The 19,438-nt window shown below is 57.0% G+C and carries 15 protein-coding genes and 1 tRNA gene; all 16 read left to right on the plus strand.

Features of this window, described 5'->3' with window-relative positions:
- A partial coding sequence (tuf, locus tag JM93_RS21385; RefSeq protein ID WP_145347701.1) for an elongation factor Tu occupies positions 1–896 on the plus strand: 896 nt, incomplete at its 5' end.
- Between the two features lie 109 nt (positions 897–1,005).
- A tRNA-Trp gene (locus JM93_RS21390) sits at positions 1,006–1,081 on the plus strand.
- A 103-nt stretch (positions 1,082–1,184) separates the two neighbouring features.
- Positions 1,185–1,382 carry a preprotein translocase subunit SecE gene (secE, locus tag JM93_RS21395; RefSeq protein ID WP_145347703.1) on the plus strand — a complete coding sequence of 66 codons (198 nt, stop codon included), beginning with the start codon at positions 1,185–1,187 and terminating at the stop codon, positions 1,380–1,382.
- Between the two features lie 53 nt (positions 1,383–1,435).
- Complete coding sequence (gene nusG / locus JM93_RS21400; RefSeq protein WP_145347704.1) at positions 1,436–1,966, plus strand: transcription termination/antitermination protein NusG; 531 nt, start codon at positions 1,436–1,438, stop codon at positions 1,964–1,966.
- Positions 1,967–2,128: 162 nt separating this feature from the next.
- A complete protein-coding gene (gene rplK / locus JM93_RS21405) occupies positions 2,129–2,557 on the plus strand; it encodes a 50S ribosomal protein L11 (protein WP_145347706.1) in 429 nt (142 codons plus the stop codon).
- Positions 2,558–2,561: 4 nt separating this feature from the next.
- Positions 2,562–3,257, plus strand: a complete 696-nt coding sequence (gene rplA, locus JM93_RS21410) for a 50S ribosomal protein L1 (protein ID WP_145347708.1) — start codon at positions 2,562–2,564, stop codon at positions 3,255–3,257.
- A gap of 321 nt (positions 3,258–3,578) precedes the next feature.
- The gene (gene rplJ / locus JM93_RS21415) at positions 3,579–4,097 is read left to right on the plus strand and encodes a 50S ribosomal protein L10 (RefSeq protein WP_145347710.1); all 519 of its coding nucleotides are present in this window, start codon (positions 3,579–3,581) and stop codon (positions 4,095–4,097) included.
- Between the two features lie 59 nt (positions 4,098–4,156).
- Positions 4,157–4,534: a 50S ribosomal protein L7/L12 gene (rplL, locus tag JM93_RS21420; RefSeq protein WP_145347713.1), complete on the plus strand. Its 378-nt coding sequence runs from the start codon at positions 4,157–4,159 to the stop codon at positions 4,532–4,534.
- A 277-nt stretch (positions 4,535–4,811) separates the two neighbouring features.
- A complete protein-coding gene (gene rpoB / locus JM93_RS21425; RefSeq protein ID WP_145347715.1) occupies positions 4,812–8,951 on the plus strand; it encodes a DNA-directed RNA polymerase subunit beta in 4,140 nt (1,379 codons plus the stop codon).
- 100 nt (positions 8,952–9,051) lie between these two features.
- The gene (rpoC, locus tag JM93_RS21430; RefSeq protein ID WP_145347717.1) at positions 9,052–13,251 is read left to right on the plus strand and encodes a DNA-directed RNA polymerase subunit beta'; all 4,200 of its coding nucleotides are present in this window, start codon (positions 9,052–9,054) and stop codon (positions 13,249–13,251) included.
- A 70-nt stretch (positions 13,252–13,321) separates the two neighbouring features.
- The gene (locus JM93_RS21435) at positions 13,322–13,615 is read left to right on the plus strand and encodes a regulator (protein ID WP_145347719.1); all 294 of its coding nucleotides are present in this window, start codon (positions 13,322–13,324) and stop codon (positions 13,613–13,615) included.
- A 218-nt stretch (positions 13,616–13,833) separates the two neighbouring features.
- Positions 13,834–15,516, plus strand: coding sequence for a methyl-accepting chemotaxis protein (locus JM93_RS21440; RefSeq protein WP_145347721.1), 1,683 nt, complete (start codon positions 13,834–13,836; stop codon positions 15,514–15,516).
- A 544-nt stretch (positions 15,517–16,060) separates the two neighbouring features.
- Entirely contained in the window at positions 16,061–16,432 is a 372-nt protein-coding gene (rpsL, locus tag JM93_RS21445; protein WP_006936459.1) for a 30S ribosomal protein S12, read from the plus strand.
- A 12-nt stretch (positions 16,433–16,444) separates the two neighbouring features.
- Positions 16,445–16,915 (plus strand): 30S ribosomal protein S7, encoded by a 471-nt coding sequence (gene rpsG / locus JM93_RS21450; protein WP_145347723.1) that lies wholly within the window; start codon positions 16,445–16,447, stop codon positions 16,913–16,915.
- A 24-nt stretch (positions 16,916–16,939) separates the two neighbouring features.
- Positions 16,940–19,015: an elongation factor G gene (fusA, locus tag JM93_RS21455; protein WP_145347725.1), complete on the plus strand. Its 2,076-nt coding sequence runs from the start codon at positions 16,940–16,942 to the stop codon at positions 19,013–19,015.
- Between the two features lie 48 nt (positions 19,016–19,063).
- Positions 19,064–19,438, plus strand: a 375-nt coding sequence (locus JM93_RS21460; RefSeq protein ID WP_208994999.1) for a GTP-binding protein, incomplete at its 3' end; no start/stop codon positions are given.

A 19,438-nucleotide genomic window follows, 5' to 3' on the forward strand; every position in this document is an offset into this window, starting at 1 on the left:
TGGACGGCGGCATTCTTGTTGTGTCTTCTGCTGACGGCCCGATGCCTCAGACCCGTGAGCACATCCTGCTTGCGCGTCAGGTTGGTGTTCCGGCGCTTGTCGTGTTCATGAACAAGGTTGACCAGGTCGACGACGAAGAGCTTCTCGAGCTTGTCGAAATGGAAATCCGTGAGCTTCTGTCTTCCTACGAGTTCCCGGGCGACGACATTCCGATCGTCAAGGGCTCTGCGCTGGCAGCTGTCGAGAGCCGCGATCCGGCGATTGGCCGTGACGCGATCCGTGAGCTGATGGCAGCGGTTGACGACTACATCCCGACGCCAGAGCGTCCGAAGGATCAGCCGTTCCTGATGCCGATCGAAGACGTGTTCTCGATCTCCGGCCGCGGTACAGTTGTGACCGGCCGTGTTGAGCGTGGCATCATCAAGGTGGGTGAGGAAGTCGAGATCGTCGGCATCCGCGACACCAAGAAGACGACTGTGACCGGCGTTGAAATGTTCCGCAAGCTGCTGGACAGCGGCGAGGCTGGCGACAACATCGGTGCGCTGATCCGCGGTGTTGGCCGTGAAGACGTTGAGCGTGGCCAGGTTCTGTGTAAGCCGGGTTCGGTTACCCCGCACACGAAGTTCAAGGCTGAGGCTTACATCCTCACCAAGGAAGAAGGCGGCCGTCACACGCCGTTCTTCACGAACTACCGTCCGCAGTTCTACTTCCGCACGACGGACGTGACCGGTGTCGTGTCCCTGCCGGAAGGCACGGAAATGGTGATGCCTGGCGACAACGTGTCTGTCGAGGTTGAGCTGATCGTGCCGATCGCCATGGAAGAAGGCCTGCGCTTCGCGATCCGCGAAGGTGGCCGCACCGTCGGCGCCGGCGTCGTCGCATCCATCATCGAATAAGATGATTTTTCCACCGGGCCGCCAGCCGGCCCGGTGAGTTGGTTGCCGGGTCTTGCAAATTCAGGGCAGGGCGACTATCAGGAACAAATTCCGGTCCGTCCGGCATTGTAGGGGTATAGCTCAGTTGGTAGAGCGGCGGTCTCCAAAACCGCAGGTCGCGGGTTCGAACCCTGCTGCCCCTGCCATTTTGTTCTTGATCATTGGCTCCTGAGGGCTTAATTAGGTTTCTCGGGTGAGGCGCGCGGATTGTTCCGCGCGCCCACTCGCATTTAACAGACCGGAATCGGAATGGCGAAGACCAATCCCTTTACATTCATCCAGCAAGTGCGGTCCGAAGTGTCGAAAGTCACTTGGCCGACACGGCGCGAGACCGCAGTAACGACTGTCATGGTGTTTATCATGGTGGTCATTGCAGCGATTTTCTTCTTGCTTGCCGATCAATTGATGAGCTGGGGAATTGGGTTGCTGCTCGGCGTTGGCAGCTAACGCATACGTAGCGGTAACCGGAAAAGCATAAAGAAGAAGCGGAACAAAGGTTTATGGCCAAGCGTTGGTATATTGTGCATGCCTATTCGAATTTCGAAAAAAAGGTCGCCGATTCCATCCGCGAAAAGGCTGAGCAGCAAGGGCTGTCCGACCTTTTTGAAGAAATCCTTGTTCCGATGGAAAAGGTTGTTGAGGTTCGGCGTGGCCGCAAGGTCGATGCCGAGCGGAAGTTTTTTCCAGGTTATGTCCTCGTGAAGATGGACATGACCAATGAGGCGTTTCACCTGATCAAGAACACGCCGAAGGTTACAGGTTTCCTCGGCGCTGATCAAAAGCCGATGCCGATCCCCGAGCGGGAGGCGCTGCAGATCCTGAACCAGGTTCAGGAAGGCGTGGATCGTCCGAAGCCGTCGGTCAGCTTTGAGGTTGGCGAGCAGGTGCGGGTATCGGATGGGCCGTTTGCTTCGTTCTCAGGTCTCGTTGAAGAGGTCGATGACGAGCGGGCGCGTTTGAAGGTGGCTGTGTCTATCTTTGGCCGGGCAACGCCGGTGGAACTGGAATTCGGTCAGGTCGACAAGCTCTGATCGCGGTGCAAACGCACCAAAGCTTGCCGGGCGGGGCGTCCTGCATGGCAAAAGGTAGGTGGAAGGTCAGGGTTCTCTTCGCCGGGATGTCCCAAATGGCCGGACCACCAGCTCCTTTAAAAAGGGCCTCCAGCCGAGGTCTAGAACTGTTGGAGAGAGTAAATGGCGAAGAAAATTCAAGGTTTCCTGAAGCTTCAGGTGCCTGCAGGCTCCGCGACACCGTCCCCGCCCATTGGGCCGGCGCTCGGTCAGCGTGGCTTGAACATCATGGAGTTCTGTAAAGCGTTTAATGCGCAGACGCAGGACGTTGAAAAGGGTGCTCCGTGCCCGACCGTGATCACATATTACTCGGATAAGTCTTTCACGTTTGAAGTGAAGACCGCACCGGTCAGCTTTTTCTTGAAAAAGGCTGCGAAGATCCAAAAAGGCGCAACAGCGCCGGGCAAAGGCACGGTTGCCTCTGTTTCCAAGGCGCAGGTGAAGGAAATCGCCGAAGCCAAGATGAAGGACCTGAACGCGAACGATATCGACGCAGCGATGCTGATGGTCGAGGGTTCTGCCCGGTCCATGGGTCTTGAGGTCACGGAGTAAGATCATGGCGAAGGTTGGAAAACGTATTGGCGCAGCTCGTGAAGGTATCGACCGCAACAAGCTGTACCCGCTGTCCGAAGCGCTGAGCCTGATCAAGGACCGTGCCAAGACTAAGTTCGATGAGACCGTTGAAGTGGCGATCAATCTTGGTGTTGATCCGCGCCACGCCGACCAGATGGTCCGCGGCGTTTGCGTACTGCCGAACGGTACTGGTAAAACTGTCCGTGTCGCGGTGTTTGCTCGCGGCGACAAAGCCGAAGAAGCCAAGGCCGCAGGCGCAGACATTGTCGGCGCGGAAGATCTTGTTGAGCAGGTTCAGTCCGGCAACATCGACTTTGACACCGTCATTGCAACGCCTGACATGATGCCGCTGGTTGGCCGTCTCGGCAAGGTGCTCGGCCCGCGCGGCATGATGCCGAACCCGAAGGTCGGCACTGTGACCCCGGATGTGACCAAGGCTGTCAATGATGCCAAGGGCGGTGCGGTTCAGTTCCGCGTCGAGAAAGCCGGCATCGTGCACGCTGGCGTTGGCAAAGTCTCTTTCAGCGAAGAAGCTCTGACCCAGAACTTCAAGGCGCTGGTTGATGCGGTTCAAAAGGCGAAGCCGACTGGCGCCAAAGGCACCTACATGCGTCGTATCGCCGTTTCCTCGACCATGGGCCCTGGTGTCAAGGTCGATCTGGCGAGTGTCGCCGAATAATCCGGAGTTTCCTCCGGAGCGTAACAAGATTTCGGCCGGTCAAACGGCTGAATAGACCCGGCGGGTAACTGCCGGGTTGCCCTGTCCGAGACTGCAGGTGTCGGGAAACCGGCTTAAGCCAGCAAAGGCCTGCATAGATAGGTGAGGACCCGATCACTTCCGAAAGGAAGAAACGGTTCGAACCAGTGCCTTGCCGCGCGCGCCGCGTGTGTCGAGGGGACAGGACCCTGAGCGTCGTTTGTGGACGTTCCCGGGTTCGGGACCGAACGCGAGCGGCAAAGGCAAACCGGTGGCAGCAATGCCATCAAATGGAGAAGGCAAGTGGAAAGAGCGGAAAAGCACGAGTTCGTGACGTCTCTGAACGAAGAGCTGGGTGGAACCGGCGTCGTTGTCGTCGCGCACTATGCAGGTCTTTCGGTTGCGCAAATGACAGCCCTGCGGGCTCAGATGCGTGAAGCCGGCGGTTCTGTAAAAGTCGCAAAAAACCGCCTTGTGAAACTTGCCCTTCAAGGCACGGAAATGGAGCACATTTCCGATCTCTTCCAGGGACCAACCCTGATCGCCTATTCGGACGATCCGGTTGCTGCCCCGAAAGCGGTCGTGGATTTTGCCAAGGGCAACGACAAACTCGTCGTCCTCGGTGGTGCTCTCGGTTCCACCAACCTGAATGCGGATGGAGTTAAGTCTCTGGCCACGATGCCGTCGCTCGATGAGCTGCGTGCAAAGCTGGTCGGCATGATCCAGACCCCGGCATCCCGCATTGCACAGGTTGTCAACGCGCCGGCCGGGCAGCTCGCCCGCGTCTTCAACGCGTATGCCGAGAAGGACAAGGCCGCATAAGGCGACCAAACACACTGTCTCACAACCAAACAATTGGTTCGAACTTAAGGTACTGAAAAATGGCTGATCTTGAAAAGCTCGTAGAAGAACTGTCCTCGCTGACCGTCATGGAAGCAGCTGAACTGTCCAAGCTTCTGGAAGAGAAGTGGGGCGTTTCCGCCGCTGCTCCTGTTGCAGTTGCTGGTGTTGCTGCTGCTGGTGGCGAAGCTGCTGCTGCTGAAGAGCAGACTGAATTCGACGTTATCCTGGCCTCCGCTGGCGACAAGAAGATCAACGTGATCAAGGAAGTCCGCGCGATTACCGGTCTTGGCCTGAAAGAAGCTAAAGAGCTCGTAGAAGGCGCTCCGAAGGCGGTTAAAGAAGGCGTCGAGAAGGCAGAAGCTGAAGAGCTGAAGAAGAAGCTTGAAGAAGCTGGTGCTTCTGTAGAGCTGAAGTAATAAGGGCTTTGCCCTGTTGGTGGTCCCGGCCTTGGCTGGGACCGCTTTCCTGGCCCCGGCGGGTTTTCCCGTGTCCGGGGCATACGTCCCACTAGGGCATGCCGCTTCCCCGGAGGCGGGTTTTACGTGTCTTAGACCCCAATGTCCGATCAGCCTCCGGCCCGTCATGCCCGGTTGATCATATGGGGGACGGTTAGCCGAAGCGCCCGGGCATGAATGCCCGATTGGAAAAGGGGCGTTTCGGCCAGCCGTTACCCGGCCGATACGAGGAGCGACAATGACCCAAACGTTCAACGGTCGCAAAAAGGTCCGTAAATACTTCGGATCCATCCGCGATGTCGCGGCAATGCCCAATCTCATCGAGGTTCAAAAAGCATCCTACGACCAGTTTCTTCAGGTCGACGAGATGCCGGGCGGTGGCCGCATCAATGAAGGCCTTGAGGCCGTATTCCAGTCCGTGTTCCCAATTTCCGATTTCGCGGGCACATCGCTTCTGGAATTTGTTTCCTACGAATTTGAAGCTCCAAAATATGACGTTGACGAGTGCCGTCAACGGGGTATGACCTTCGCCGCACCGTTGAAGGTGACGCTGCGCCTGATCGTGTTTGATGTCGATGAAGATACCGGCGCGAAGTCCGTGAAGGACATCAAGGAGCAGGATGTCTACATGGGCGACATGCCGTTCATGACCGACAACGGCACCTTCATTGTCAATGGCACAGAGCGCGTAATCGTCTCCCAGATGCACCGCTCACCGGGTGTGTTTTTCGATCACGACAAAGGCAAGACCCATTCCTCCGGCAAGCTTCTGTTTGCCGCGCGCGTCATTCCTTACCGCGGCTCCTGGCTTGACATCGAATTTGACGCAAAGGACATCGTCCACGCGCGTATCGATCGCCGCCGCAAGATCCCGGTAACATCGCTGCTGATGGCTCTCGGGCTCGACGGTGAAGAGGTCCTCAACACCTTTTACAAGCGTGTTGACTACACCCGCCAGAACGACGGTTCCTGGCGCATGCCGTTTGATGCGGACCGCTTGAAAGGCACCAAAGCCTCTTATGACCTGGTTGATGCCGATAGCGGCGACGTCGTGGTTGAAGGCGGCCGCAAGATCACCGCGCGCACCATCAAGCAGTTGTCCGAAAAGGGCGTCACTGCACTGAAGGTGACTGACGAAGATCTCCATGGCCAGTATCTTGCTGAAGACATGGTCGACCCGGCCTCAGGTGAAATTTACGCCGAAGCCGGGGATGAACTGACTGGCAAAGTTCTGGAAGAACTGGTCGAGCGTGGCTATGACGAGTTGCCCATCCTGGACATCGACCACATCACAACCGGACCTTATATCCGCAACACGCTGAATGTCGATAAGAACGAATCCCGAGAGGATGCGCTATTCGATATCTACCGCGTCATGCGTCCGGGTGAGCCGCCCACCATCGACACGGCCGAGGCCATGTTCCAGTCGCTGTTCTTCGACGAGGAGCGCTACGACCTGTCGGCTGTCGGTCGCGTCAAGATGAACATGCGCCTTGACGTGGACGCGGAAGACACTGTGCGTGTTCTGCGCAAGGAAGACATCCTCGAAGTGATCCGCGTGCTGCTCGAACTGCGCGACGGCAAGGGCGAAATCGACGACATCGACAACTTGGGCAACCGCCGTGTTCGCTCTGTCGGTGAGTTGATGGAAAACCAATACCGCGTCGGCCTGTTGCGCATGGAACGTGCGATCAAGGAGCGAATGAGCTCCGTTGAGATCGATACTGTCATGCCGCAGGATCTGATCAATGCGAAGCCTGCTGCTGCTGCTGTTCGCGAATTCTTCGGCTCCTCGCAGCTGTCGCAGTTCATGGACCAGACCAACCCACTGTCGGAAGTCACCCACAAGCGCCGCTTGTCGGCTCTTGGGCCGGGCGGCCTGACCCGTGAGCGTGCGGGCTTTGAGGTTCGCGACGTTCACCCAACGCACTACGGACGTATTTGCCCGATTGAGACCCCGGAAGGTCCGAACATCGGTCTGATCAACTCCCTTGCAACGTTCGCCCGCGTGAACAAGTACGGTTTCATTGAGAGCCCGTACCGCAAAGTGAAGGACGGCGCCGTAACGAACGATGTGGTCTATCTCTCCGCGATGGAAGAGGCCAAGCACTATGTCGCGCAGTCCAACGCTGTGTATGATGACAATGGCCGCTTTACCGAAGAGCTGATCACCTGCCGTCACGCCGGTGAAAACATGATGGTACCTTCCGAGAAGGTCGACCTCATGGACGTGTCGCCGAAGCAGCTTGTTTCGGTCGCCGCCGCGTTGATTCCGTTCCTGGAAAACGACGACGCGAACCGCGCTCTGATGGGCTCGAACATGCAGCGTCAAGCCGTGCCTCTGGTGCGGGCAGAAGCCCCATTTGTCGGAACCGGCATGGAGCCGATCGTGGCACGCGATTCAGGCGCCGCCATCGGGGCTCGCCGGGCAGGTGTCGTTGACCAGGTGGATGCGACCCGTATCGTTATCCGTGCAACCGAAGAACTCGACCCGGGCAAGTCCGGCGTTGATATTTACCGGTTGATGAAGTTCCAGCGTTCCAACCAGAATACCTGCATCAACCAGCGTCCGCTGGTGCGTGTCGGCGACAAGGTCCATAAGGGCGATATCATCGCAGACGGGCCTTCGACGGACCTCGGTGATCTGGCGCTCGGCCGGAACGTACTTGTCGCGTTCATGCCCTGGAATGGCTACAACTTCGAGGATTCGATCCTTCTGTCCGAGCGCATCGTGTCTGACGATGTCTTCACCTCCATCCACCTCGAGGAATTCGAAGTGATGGCGCGTGACACCAAGCTTGGCCCGGAAGAAATCACCCGTGATATTCCGAACGTTTCGGAAGAGGCTCTGAAAAACCTCGATGAAGCCGGCATCGTTTACATAGGTGCCGAGCTGAACCCGGGCGATATCCTTGTCGGCAAGATCACACCGAAGGGCGAAAGCCCGATGACTCCGGAAGAAAAACTTCTGCGTGCCATCTTCGGTGAAAAGGCGTCTGACGTGCGCGACACGTCCTTGCGCTTGCCGCCGGGTGTGTCCGGAACGGTCGTGGAAGTGCGCGTCTTCAACCGCCATGGCGTTGAAAAAGACGAGCGCGCGATGGCCATTGAGCGCGAGGAAATCGAGCGTCTTGCAAAAGACCGTGACGACGAGCAGGCAATTCTTGACCGCAACGTCTACGGCCGCCTGGCCGAGATGCTGATGGACAAGACAGCTGTCGCAGGTCCGAAGGGTTTCAAAAAAGACACGGTTCTGGACGGCGATGTCTTGAACGACTTCCCGCGGTCGCAGTGGTGGCAGTTCGCCACGGACGACGAGAAGTTCATGTCCGAGATCGAAGCTCTGCGCGGTCAGTATGACGACAGCCGCAAGCGTCTCGAGCAGCGGTTTATCGACAAGGTCGAGAAGCTGCAGCGCGGTGACGAATTGCCGCCGGGCGTCATGAAGATGGTCAAGGTCTTCGTTGCGGTGAAACGCAAGCTGCAGCCGGGCGACAAGATGGCCGGCCGTCACGGCAACAAGGGCGTGGTCTCCAAGATCAACCCATGTGAAGACATGCCGTTCCTCGAAGATGGCACGCACGTCGACATCGTTCTCAACCCGCTCGGCGTTCCGTCGCGCATGAACGTTGGTCAGATCCTTGAAACCCATATGGGTTGGGCCTGCCGCGGCATGGGCTTGCGCATCGGTGAAATGTATGACGAGTACCGGAAAAGCGGCGAGATCGAAAACCTGCGCGGCAAGGTCATCGAAGTCTATGGCGACAACGCCAAAGGCGACAATGTCAAGGATTTCGACGATGAGGGCATTGTCCGCCTCGCCGAACAGCTCAAAAAAGGTGTTTCGATCGCCACGCCGGTGTTCGACGGTGCCCGTGAGCCCGATGTCGTCGAGGCGCTGAAAATCGCCGAATTCGATACCAGTGGCCAGTCCGTACTCTATGACGGCCGGACCGGCGAAGAGTTCGACCGCAAGGTGACTGTCGGATACATTTACATGTTGAAGCTGCACCACTTGGTCGATGACAAGATCCACGCCCGTTCGATTGGCCCGTACTCGCTCGTCACCCAGCAGCCGCTTGGTGGTAAAGCGCAGTTTGGCGGTCAGCGCTTCGGGGAAATGGAGGTCTGGGCGCTTGAAGCTTACGGGGCAGCTTACACGCTGCAGGAAATGCTCACTGTGAAGTCGGACGACGTGGCCGGCCGGACCAAGGTCTACGAGGCCATCGTCCGCGGCGACGATACGTTCGAAGCGGGCATCCCGGAAAGCTTTAACGTTCTTGTGAAGGAAATGCGGTCTTTGGGTCTGAATGTCGAGTTGCAGCGCACCGACCAGCCCCAGATCACAGAAGAGCCGACCGCGGACGCGGCGGAGTAACTTCTGAGCATGAAGAAGACCGATATTACACTTGCAATGCTGGTTTACGGGGAGGGCGCCACGGGCGCGCTCCCTCGCCATGCATCGAAGGAGATAGACCATGAATCATGAGGTCATGAACCTGTTCAATCAACAGGCTCCCACACAGACCTTCGACAATATCCGGATTTCCCTCGCGAGCCCGGAAAAGATCATGTCTTGGTCTTTCGGCGAAATCAAAAAGCCGGAAACAATCAACTACCGGACGTTCAAGCCGGAACGCGACGGCCTGTTCTGCGCGCGCATCTTTGGCCCGATCAAGGACTATGAGTGTCTTTGCGGCAAATATAAGCGCATGAAATACAAAGGCGTCATTTGTGAGAAGTGTGGCGTTGAAGTTACCTTGTCGCGCGTGCGCCGTGAGCGTATGGGCCACATCGAGCTGGCCGCACCGGTTGCGCATATCTGGTTCCTGAAGTCTCTGCCAAGCCGCATTGGCCTGCTGCTCGACATGACTCTGAAGGATCTGGAACGCGTTCTTTATTTCGAGAACTATGTTGTTCTGGAGCCGGGCCTTACCCCGCTCAAGCAGCATCAGCTTCTGTCTGAAGAAGACTATGTCGCCGCTCAGGACGAGTATGGCGAAGACGCCTTCACGGCCATGATCGGCGCGGAAGCAATCCGCGAGATCCTGATGTCGATGGATCTCGAGCGCGAGTCTGAAAAGCTGCGTCAGGAAATTGCCGAAGCAACCACAGAGCTGAAGCCGAAGAAGCTGGCCAAGCGTTTGAAGGTCATCGAAGCCTTCATGGAATCGGGCAACCGTCCGGAATGGATGATCATGACCGTTGTTCCGGTCATTCCACCGGATCTACGCCCGCTCGTTCCGCTCGATGGTGGCCGGTTTGCGACATCGGATCTGAATGATCTGTACCGCCGCGTGATCAACCGGAACAACCGTCTGCGCCGCCTGATGGAATTGCGTGCTCCGGATATCATCATCCGGAACGAAAAGCGCATGCTTCAGGAATCCGTTGACGCGCTGTTCGACAACGGGCGCCGCGGCCGCGTCATCACCGGCGCCAACAAGCGTCCGCTGAAGTCGCTGTCCGATATGCTGAAAGGCAAGCAGGGCCGCTTCCGTCAAAACCTTCTGGGTAAACGCGTCGACTATTCCGGCCGTTCGGTGATTACCGTGGGTCCGGAACTGAAGCTACACCAGTGTGGTTTGCCGAAGAAGATGGCGCTTGAGCTGTTCAAGCCATTCATTTACTCGCGCCTCGACGCCAAGGGCTTCTCTTCGACCGTCAAGCAGGCGAAGAAGCTGGTTGAAAAAGAACGCCCGGAGGTCTGGGATATCCTGGATGAGGTGATCCGCGAGCACCCGGTTCTCCTGAACCGCGCGCCGACGCTTCACCGTCTTGGCATTCAGGCGTTCGAACCGACCCTGATTGAAGGCAAGGCGATCCAGCTGCACCCGCTCGTTTGTTCCGCGTTCAACGCTGACTTCGACGGTGACCAGATGGCTGTTCACGTTCCGCTGTCGCTCGAAGCACAGCTGGAAGCGCGGACGCTGATGATGTCCACGAACAACATTCTGCACCCGGCTAACGGTGGCCCGATCATTGTGCCGTCGCAGGATATCGTTCTCGGTCTCTACTATCTGTCGATCATGGCGGAAGGTGAGCCGGGCGAAGGGATGGCCTTTGGTGACATTGGTGAGATCCACCATGCGCTTGAGAACAAGGTCATCACCCTGCACTCCAAGATCAAGGGCCGTTACCGGTCGATCGATGCCGACGGCAATCCGACATCGGAAATCATCGAGACGACTCCGGGCCGCATGCTGATCGCAGAGCTTCTGCCCAAGCATCACGAAGTGCCGTTTGATGTTGCCAACAAGCTGATGACCAAGAAGGACATCTCCAAGATGATCGACACGGTTTACCGTGCTTGCGGTCAGAAGGAGACGGTCATCTTCTGTGACCGGATCATGCAGCTCGGCTTCAAGAATGCCTGTAACGCCGGCATTTCGTTTGGTATGGACGACATGGTCATCCCGGACACCAAGACTGATCTTGTGTCCCAGACCTCTGCGCTCGTCACCGAATACGAACAGCAGTATAATGATGGTCTGATCACACAGGGCGAGAAGTACAACAAGGTTGTCGACGCCTGGGCGAAATGTACCGACAAGATTGCTGACGAGATGATGGCCCGCATTAAGGCGGTCCAGATCGATGAGGAGACCGGGCGTCAGAAGCCGATGAACTCGGTTTACATGATGTCTCACTCCGGGGCGCGTGGGTCGCCTCAGCAGATGAAACAGCTGGCGGGTATGCGTGGTCTGATGGCCAAGCCATCCGGCGAGATCATCGAGAACCCGATCATCTCGAACTTTAAAGAGGGTCTCTCGGTTCTCGAGTACTTCAACTCCACACACGGTGCCCGTAAGGGTCTGGCCGACACGGCGTTGAAGACTGCGAACTCCGGTTACCTGACCCGCCGTCTTGTGGACGTTGCGCAGGATTCGATCATCCTTGAACAGGATTGCGGGTCCGAGCGCGGCATTACCGTGGCACCGATCGTCGATGCCGGCAACGTCATCGCCTCTCTGGGTATGCGCGTTCTCGGCCGGACAACCGCCGAAGACGTCTACAATCACCAGACCGGTGAGCTGCTGATCCCGAAAGGGCGCTTGATTGACGAGAAAGATGTTGATGCAATCGAGGCTGCCAAGGTTCAGCAGATCAAGATCCGTTCGGTTCTGACCTGTGAAACCGAGACCGGTGTCTGTGCGACCTGCTACGGCCGTGACCTTGCCCGCGGTACACCCGTGAACATGGGCGAAGCGGTCGGCGTCATCGCCGCGCAGTCGATCGGTGAGCCTGGCACCCAGCTGACCATGCGGACGTTCCACATTGGTGGTACGGCGCAGGTTGTCGATTCATCGTTCATCGAGTCCAACGTCGATGGCACGGTGAAGATCCGCAACCGGTCGGTTCAGCGCGACTCGGATGGCAATCTGATTGCCATGGTCCGCAACATGTCGATCGTCGTCACAGATAGCGACGGCAACGAGCGGGCTGTTCACCGGATCACCTACGGTTCCAAGCTGCATGTCGACGATGGCGATGCCGTCAAGCGTGGGCAACGGATCGCTGAGTGGGATCCGTATACCCGTCCGATGCTGGCTGAAGTCGATGGTGTCGTGGACTTTGAAGACCTTATCGACGGTGCTTCGGTTCAGGAAACCGCCGATGAGGCAACCGGTATCACCAAGCGTGTCGTCATCGACTGGCGGTCATCGCAGCGTGGCGCCGATTTGAAGCCGGCCATCGTAATCAAGGACGCCAAGGGCGCTATCTCGAAGAACCAGCGTGGCTCCGACGCCCGCTTGTTGCTCTCCGTGGATGCGATCCTGTCTGTTCAGCCGGGTAACTCGGTCAAGGCCGGTGACGTTCTTGCGCGTATTCCGCTGGAAAGCGCCAAGACCAAGGACATCACCGGTGGTCTGCCGCGTGTTGCGGAATTGTTCGAGGCTCGCCGTCCGAAGGATCATGCGATCATTGCCGAAATCTCCGGTACGATCCGCTTCGGCCGCGACTATAAGAACAAGCGCCGCATCATCATCGATCCGGCAGAGGACGGGCTGGAGCCAGTCGAATACCTCATCCCGAAGGGCAAGCATTTCCATCTCCAGGAAGGCGATGCCATTGAAAAGGGTGAGTACATCCTCGACGGTAACCCGGCACCGCACGACATTCTGGCCGTTAAGGGCGTTGAGGCACTGGCTGCCTACCTCGTCAACGAGATCCAGGAAGTCTACCGTCTGCAGGGCGTGACCATCAACGACAAGCACATCGAAGTGATTGTCCGTCAGATGCTCCAGAAGATCGAGATCACCGAATCCGGAGATACCGAATTCTTCCCAGGCGAGCAGGTTGACCGGCTTGACTTTGAAGAGGCGAACCAGAAGGCGATTGACGAGGCGCGGGATCCTGCAAAGGGCAACCCGGTTCTCCTCGGCATCACCAAGGCGTCGTTGCAGACACGCTCGTTCTTCTCTGCGGCTTCGTTCCAGGAGACGACACGCGTTCTTACCGATGCGGCGGTCAACGGGAAAACGGACCCGCTGGTCGGTCTCAAGGAAAACGTCATTGTCGGCCGCTTGATCCCGGCCGGAACCGGCGGTGTGATGAAGCGGATCCGCAAAATTGCGAGCCACCGGGACGACCTGATTCAGGAAGCACAGCGCTCGCAGTCTTCGGACAGCGCGGCAGAAGGCCTTCTGGAAGATATGAGCGGTGCAGCCGAATAAACGGTTGTTTGCAGATTGATCAAAAAAGGCCGCCTCCGGGCGGCCTTTATCTTATTCGCAGGAAAAGATGATGAATGACAATGATCAGGATCTCGATCCGACAGTCTATATTGTGATCGGGCGCGTTTGGGAAAATGAAGATGGTGACCCGGATGCGGCGATACCGGTTCATGTGCTTTTGAAGGCGCCTGACGACGATGATGCCGTGCGCAGGACGCTTGAGGCACTATCAAGCCAAGGCTTTGCAGAGGCTGAACTCGATCAGATCGGCGTCATGGATGGAGAGCCTGATGACCCTGTCTACGAAGGGGCCTATCAAGACGCGCTATCGGGAAATGTCGCGGTCGTAACCCGGCGTGACTGAATAAAATCCTATCCTCGTAGAAATGCAGATGTCTTAACGGTATCCACGAAAAATAATTGTGGTAATACTGCAGGAAAATATTTTTAATTGAAGGTCGAATTATTTCTCAAGTGCGAAAATACGATCTAAAACGCACAAGATAAGCTTGAAATTTTACGCGGCGTTAAGTTCAATCCCCGGATTATCTACCTTAGGTTGATGATTTAAAGGGGTGCTCCATGTTCCGCAGTGTTACGGTAGGGGTCCGGCTCGGGCTCCTGATGAGCTTGGTTTTTGTTGCATTGATGGGTGTTCTGGCTGCGGCCGCTTATCAGGACCGGGCACGGTCGTTTGAGGGCCGCCGCATGGGGTTGGAGCACATGATCGAAGGGGTTACGAACACCGTTGCGTCCTATCATGAGCGCAGCCGAGCCGGCGAGTTTTCGGAAGAACGTGCGCAGGAGTTGGCCAAGGAAGCCGTCCGGGGCATGCGTTATGACAATGGGAACTATATCTTCATCAACGATGGTGGGGATGCTGTTATCATGCATCCGGCGCGCCCTGATCTGGAAGGTGTGCCGACAACCGAATTGATCCAACGATTTGGGACAAGCACCTTGCCGGCTCTGGACAGAGCCGCGAGACAGGGAGACGGTGGCTTCCATGACTATGTGTGGCGTCGCCCGAATTCCGATGAGCCGGCCGGAAAGACAGCTTATGTAAAGCTGTACGCGCCCTGGAACTGGGTCATCGGAACCGGCGTCTATGTCGATGACATTGAAAAGGCGTTCCAGCAAAACATGATCCGCCTCGCTGGCGTGGCTGTTGTTCTGGTGCTCGTGTTGGGCGGTCTGTCGTATGTTCTTATCCAGTCTATCACAAGGCCGCTGGCGCGCACCGTCGAGGAGGCACAGGAACTGGCCTCTGGAAACACGGAAGTGTTTTTCTCCGCCGCAGACCGAAAAGACGAAATAGGGACCGTAGCGCGGGCTGTTGCTGCCTTCCGTGATCAAATCGTCGATCAACAGCGGCTGTCGGAAGAGGCGCAGATTGCTGCTGATGTTCAGCGTGACCGACAGAAAACAGTAGAGCGGTTGATTGACGGCTTCCGAAAAACAGTCAGCGGCGTTCTGGGACAAGTGGGAGAAAAGGTCACCTCCATGCGTGATGTCGCCCAGGATTTGTCGAGCCTTGCCGAGGAGGCGTCCGGACGGGCGCGAAGTGCCCGAACCGCCGCCCAGACAGCCAATGGCAACATCGAAACCAGCGCCGCAGCCGCCCAGGAGCTGTCCTATGCAATCCGGGAAATCAGTGGTCAGGTTGTCAAGACGACGGAAGGGGTCGCCAGCGCGACCAAGGCGGCGGAAGTCTCTAACGACAAGGTCGCCAGCTTGTCGAACGCAGCGCTGAAAATCGGTGAAGTGGTGACTCTGATCCAAGCCATTGCCGAACAAACCAACCTGCTTGCACTCAACGCAACCATCGAAGCTGCGCGGGCAGGCGAGGCGGGTAAAGGTTTCGCTGTTGTCGCTGCGGAGGTGAAGGAGCTCGCTACTCAAACCGCCAAGGCAACCGAAGAGATCAGCACTCAGATTGCGGATATCCAGGATTCGACCAAGGAGGCGGTGTCGGCCATCGACGAGATCACCAACCGCATCGAAAATGTGACCGAATACACCACTGCTATTGCAGCTTCGATCACCCAACAGGAAACGGCTACAGAATCGATTGCTGAAAATGTAGCGTCCGCGGTGAAAGGCACGCAGGAAGCAAATACGGAGATGGAACAGGTCGTTCTGTCTTCGGACAAAACGGACACCGGATCCGAAACCGTCCTGCGGGGGGCGGACGATGTTGCCGAGTATGCAGCCCGTCTGGAGAGTGAGGTCGAACAGTTCCTGAAATCCGTTGCGGCAGCTTGAGGCTGATGGAAAACCGGGCTCTGTCCTGCCCGCTGCGGAGGCTATGCAGAATCTCCGCAGCGGGTATGTCGTAAAATGAATCGGGTCTGAAAGGTTTGATTCATAATTGGTCAACCAATCGGATCCCGTACAAATATCAAATGGAAAGCCGTCCGGGCCTCCGACGCAATAAAAATAAAAAAATCTGTCAAAAACATACGGAATATGTGGCGCATCAATGCTCAAGCGCGGATTTGCGGTTTTTTCGACAAAGCGCTTGACGCAAAGGGTGCATGTGAGTAGTTTCCGCGCATCCCGAAGGCAGGCGGTAAGTACGAAGCTGTCCAGCGCGCCAAAAGCGCCGGACCAAACGAACTTAAACGCTGCCGGGTTCATATAGGCGAATACGCGTCGATTGCATGACCGCGAGGTAACTCGTGGTCCTCTGGTTTTTCGCAGCGCCAGCCGCTCTTTCAGGAGCGTGCGGGTGCGATTCTGCATGTCAGGATCTGCGAGGACTGCAGTTGCATACGAATTTTTGGATGGACGAGGTAAAGGGCACAGAATGCCGACCATCAACCAGCTGATCCGCAAGCCGCGGAAAGACCCGCCGAAGCGGAACAAGGTGCCGGCCATGGAGGCCTGCCCGCAAAAACGTGGCGTTTGTACGCGCGTTTACACGACGACGCCGAAAAAGCCGAACTCGGCTTTGCGTAAGGTGGCCAAGATCCGCCTGACGAACGGCTTTGAGGTAATTGGATACATCCCGGGTGAAGGCCACAACCTTCAGGAGCACTCGGTGGTGATGATCCGCGGCGGCCGCGTGAAGGACTTGCCGGGTGTGCGCTACCACATCATCCGTGGTGTGCTCGATACCCAGGGCGTCAAGGATCGCAAGCAGCGCCGTTCGAAGTACGGCGCGAAGCGGCCGAAGTAAGGAGCACATTAGATGTCCCGTCGTCACCGCGCAGAAAAACGCGAAATCAACCCGGATCCAAAGTTCGGGGACATGGTCGTTACCAAGTTCATGAACGCAATCATGTATCACGGTAAGAAGTCGACCGCAGAACGCATCGTTTACGGTGCATTCGATGTTATCGAGAACAAGATCCGCGAAAACCCGATCGAGGTGTTTCATGCGGCTCTGGAAAATGTCATGCCGCAGGTAGAAGTGCGCTCCCGCCGTGTTGGTGGTGCGACCTACCAGGTTCCTGTCGAGGTTCGCTCCGAGCGCCGTCAGGCTCTGGCTATCCGCTGGCTGATCACTGCGGCTCGCAACCGCAACGAAACCACTATGGTTGACCGCCTTTCCGGCGAAATGCTCGACGCAGCAAACAACCGTGGTACCGCAGTTAAGAAGCGCGAAGATACGCACCGCATGGCAGACGCCAACCGGGCATTCTCGCACTATCGCTGGTAATTGTGACTTCGAAGGGCTGACGCTATGGCGCGCACGCATAAAATCGAGGACTACCGTAACTTCGGCATCATGGCGCACATTGATGCGGGTAAGACCACGACGACGGAACGGATCCTTTACTACACCGGTAAGAGCCACAAGATTGGCGAAGTGCATGATGGCGCAGCCACCATGGACTGGATGGAGCAGGAGCAGGAGCGGGGCATTACCATTACCTCCGCTGCAACGACAGCTTTCTGGAAAGAAAAGCGCCTGAACATCATCGACACACCAGGTCACGTGGACTTCACCATTGAAGTTGAGCGGTCCCTGCGTGTTCTCGATGGCGCTGTTGCTCTTCTGGACGCCAACGCCGGTGTTGAGCCGCAGACAGAGACTGTTTGGCGTCAGGCCGACAAGTACGCTGTTCCGCGGATGATCTTCGTCAACAAGATGGACAAGCTCGGTGCCGATTTCGACCGCTGCGTCGAAATGATCGAAAAGCGCCTTGGCTGCACGCCGCTTGTCATGCAGTTGAACGTCGGTGCGGAAAACGAATTCGCCGGTGTCATCGATCTGCTTGAAATGAAGGCGCTTATCTGGCAGTCCGAAAACCTCGGTGCCGCATGGGACGTCGTCGATATTCCTGCTGAGCTGCAGGAAAAGGCTCAGACAGCGCGCGATGCTTTGATCGAAACAGCTGTCGAGATCGACGAAGAAGCGATGGAAGCCTATCTGGAAGGTGAGGAACCTTCCATAGAGAAGCTGAAGCAGCTGATCCGCAAGGGTACGATCAACAACGACTTCGTTCCGGTCTTCTGCGGTTCTGCATTCAAGAACAAAGGCGTTCAGCCGCTTCTTGATGCGGTTGTCGATTATCTACCGAGCCCGGTTGAAGTTAAAGACATCCGTGGCATCGATCCAAAGACCGACGAAGAAATGGTCCGCAAGTCCAGCGACGAAGAGCCGCTCGGCTTGCTCGCGTTCAAGATTGCGAACGATCCATTTGTTGGTTCGCTGACATTCTGCCGCATTTACTCCGGTGTATTGAACAAGGGCGTTTCCCTGCTCAACACCGTCAAGGAAAAGCGTGAGCGTGTTGGCCGCATGATGCAGATGCACTCCAACTCCCGCGAAGACATCGATGTGGCTTATGCTGGTGACATCGTTGCGATCGCGGGCCTTAAGGACACCACGACAGGTGACACATTGTGTGACCCGTTGAAGCCGGTGATTCTGGAGCGCATGGAGTTCCCCGAGCCGGTTATTGAGATCGCGATCGAGCCGAAAACCAAGGCTGACCAGGAAAAGATGGGTCTTGCCCTGAACCGCCTGGCTGCTGAGGATCCGTCCTTCCGCGTGAAGACCGACGAAGAGTCCGGTCAGACGATCATCGCCGGAATGGGTGAATTGCACCTCGACATCCTTGTTGACCGCATGAAGCGTGAGTTCAAGGTTGAGGCGAACATTGGTGCGCCGCAGGTTGCTTACCGCGAAACCATCACCAAGGTTGCTGAAGTGGACTATACCCACAAGAAGCAGTCCGGTGGTTCGGGTCAGTTCGCCCGCGTCAAACTCACGATCGAGCCGGCCGAGCCGAACGAAGGCTACGTGTTCGAGAGCAAGATTGTCGGTGGTTCGGTTCCGAAGGAATACATCCCAGGTGTCACCAAGGGTATCGAAAGCGTTATGTCTTCCGGTCCGCTGGCAGGCTTCCCGATGCTCGACATCAAGGCAACCCTGACCGACGGTGCATACCACGACGTTGACTCTTCGGTTCTTGCCTTTGAAATCGCCGGCCGTGCCGGTTTCCGTGAAGGTATTGCCAAGGCTGGACCTAAGCTCCTGGAGCCGGTCATGAAGGTCGAGGTTGTTACCCCCGAAGACTACATGGGCGATGTTATCGGTGACCTGAACTCCCGCCGCGGTCAGATCGCGGGCACGGAAAACCGGGGCATTGTAACCGTCATTACCGCAATGGTTCCGCTGGCCAACATGTTTGGCTATGTGAATAACTTGCGTTCCATGTCTCAGGGCCGCGCACAATATTCGATGGTGTTCGATCACTACGAGCAGGTGCCGCAGGCTGTCGCCGAAGAGGTTCAGGCGAAATACGCCTGATCCCGACCTCTTGAAGTTTAATAAGAATTAGAGAAACGGAGTAATCCGATGGCGAAAGAAAAATTTGAGCGCAACAAGCCGCACGTCAACATTGGCACGATTGGCCACGTTGACCACGGCAAGACGACGCTGACTGCTGCAATCACGATGACGCTTGCCGAGGCTGGCGGAGCGACTGCGAAGGCCTATGACGAGATCGATGGCGCGCCTGAAGAAAAGGCCCGCGGCATCACCATCTCCACGGCACACGTTGAGTATGAGACGGAAAACCGTCACTACGCTCACGTTGATTGCCCTGGCCACGCCGACTACGTGAAGAACATGATCACCGGCGCAGCGCAGATGGACGGCGGCATTCTTGTTGTGTCTTCTGCTGACGGCCCGATGCCTCAGACCCGTGAGCACATCCTGCTTGCGCGTCAG

It is taken from the genome of Roseibium hamelinense, assembly GCF_007830545.1.
Taxonomy (GTDB): Bacteria; Pseudomonadota; Alphaproteobacteria; order Rhizobiales; family Stappiaceae; genus Roseibium; species Roseibium hamelinense.

Coding starts and splice junctions, on each gene's coding strand:
- nusG (WP_145347704.1), top strand. CDS start 1,436: ATGGCCAAGCGTTGGTATATTGTGCATGCCTATTCGAATTTCGAAAAA.
- rpsL (WP_006936459.1), top strand. CDS start 16,061: ATGCCGACCATCAACCAGCTGATCCGCAAGCCGCGGAAAGACCCGCCG.
- rplK (WP_145347706.1), top strand. CDS start 2,129: ATGGCGAAGAAAATTCAAGGTTTCCTGAAGCTTCAGGTGCCTGCAGGC.
- fusA (WP_145347725.1), top strand. CDS start 16,940: ATGGCGCGCACGCATAAAATCGAGGACTACCGTAACTTCGGCATCATG.
- JM93_RS21435 (WP_145347719.1), top strand. CDS start 13,322: ATGAATGACAATGATCAGGATCTCGATCCGACAGTCTATATTGTGATC.
- rpoB (WP_145347715.1), top strand. CDS start 4,812: ATGACCCAAACGTTCAACGGTCGCAAAAAGGTCCGTAAATACTTCGGA.
- JM93_RS21440 (WP_145347721.1), top strand. CDS start 13,834: ATGTTCCGCAGTGTTACGGTAGGGGTCCGGCTCGGGCTCCTGATGAGC.
- rpoC (WP_145347717.1), top strand. CDS start 9,052: ATGAATCATGAGGTCATGAACCTGTTCAATCAACAGGCTCCCACACAG.
- rplA (WP_145347708.1), top strand. CDS start 2,562: ATGGCGAAGGTTGGAAAACGTATTGGCGCAGCTCGTGAAGGTATCGAC.
- rplL (WP_145347713.1), top strand. CDS start 4,157: ATGGCTGATCTTGAAAAGCTCGTAGAAGAACTGTCCTCGCTGACCGTC.
- secE (WP_145347703.1), top strand. CDS start 1,185: ATGGCGAAGACCAATCCCTTTACATTCATCCAGCAAGTGCGGTCCGAA.
- rpsG (WP_145347723.1), top strand. CDS start 16,445: ATGTCCCGTCGTCACCGCGCAGAAAAACGCGAAATCAACCCGGATCCA.